Raw genomic sequence first — 1,307 nt, forward strand, 5'->3', positions numbered from 1 at the left:
AGCGTTGTAGGAGTTGAATTTTTATCCAAGTAGACATCGTAGGAATCAACAGTTCCTGTAGTGGGAGTTGTCCACGTCAAAGTTTGGGAAGTATACGCAAGATTTGTTGCACCGTCAGCAGGGGATGTTAATGCAGAACATCCAGGAACTTCCACCGGCAGGCTGGCGCTTACGACTTTGAAGTCATCCACTGCGAATCCAAACTGGTCTTCAGAAGTGCATTGGATGGCAATATGTATTTGCTGTCCCGAGTAGGCATTGAGGCTGTAGGTGTACTCATGCCAAGTAAGGTCGGCAGGAGTGGTTGTCAAAGCAGAAATTGCTGTGAAATCCGAAACGGCGGTTCCTGTTGTAGAAACCAAAACCTTAAATTTTTCTGCCCCGTATTCGGAATCGCAACTTTTTGCGAAGAAACTGAGTGTGGCGCCTTCACTTACGGGCACCGTTATTTGGGGCGAGATGAGCCAGTCGTTATTCCACGGCACGGATAGTGAGGCAAAGCATACCATCATTTTGTCTCCTGAATTGGCCGTCCAGTTGGAAGCGTCGGTAGTGGTCATCGGAGGAGTAGTAGCAGTGGAATTAAAAACCTGGAAAGACTTTGCCACACCGCTATTTGGGAAACTTATGCCACTAAAACCGTACGTTGCTAATTGATCGACATCCGTGAGCGTCCAGGAGCCCACATTCGAAATAGCAAAATCGGTATAAGAGTCGAAGTTGTCTTGGAAAAGCACAGTTTGTGCTTTCGTCGCATCCGCAGAAAATAGAACTGCAGATATACACAGAGGAAATAGAAATTTTTTCATAATAAAAATGTAATTTTTTAAGTCTTATCAAAATTACAAAAAAACGCAATAAATTCAACGGTTCTAAAGGTTTATAAAATATCTTTTGCTTGAGGATTCACTTATCTCTATTAAAAATTGTTTTTTGCGGTGGTTTTTAACTTTTTTTGTGCAGCAGTCTTTTATTAATTCACCTTAATCAATCATTAAGCAAGGCTTGAGAAGTATTAATCTTTATTTTTCTGTCACAGTAAAACTATAATATTAAGTTTAAGCGCTTTCTTAACAAAAAAATCCGCCCCACATAAGTGAGACGGATTCTATTAATTTTAGAATTTAAAAGTCTTATTGTTTGATTACTTTGGTAGAAGTTGTAGTACCATCTTCCATCGCCGTATTTACAATGTAAACTCCGGAACTGAATCTGCTGAAATCGATTTGAGATTGAGCAGCATTGATTTCTTTTGTTAATATTTGTTTTCCGGTTACATCATATACTTTGACCGATTTGATTTTTCC

General features: G+C 39.7%; 2 protein-coding genes. Both read right to left on the bottom strand.

The window, feature by feature from the left end; genetic code table 11:
• The coding region (locus DTW91_RS12600; RefSeq protein WP_125203707.1) for a choice-of-anchor J domain-containing protein at positions 1–809 on the bottom strand (809 nt) is incomplete at its 3' end.
• A gap of 324 nt (positions 810–1,133) precedes the next feature.
• Positions 1,134–1,301, bottom strand: coding sequence for a T9SS type A sorting domain-containing protein (locus DTW91_RS13095; RefSeq protein ID WP_410493739.1), 168 nt, complete (start codon positions 1,299–1,301; stop codon positions 1,134–1,136).
• Between the last annotated feature and the right edge of the window lie 6 nt (positions 1,302–1,307).

The sequence above is a fragment of the Chryseobacterium sp. SC28 genome, assembly GCF_003932955.1.
In the GTDB taxonomy this organism is placed as follows: Bacteria; Bacteroidota; Bacteroidia; order Flavobacteriales; family Weeksellaceae; genus Epilithonimonas.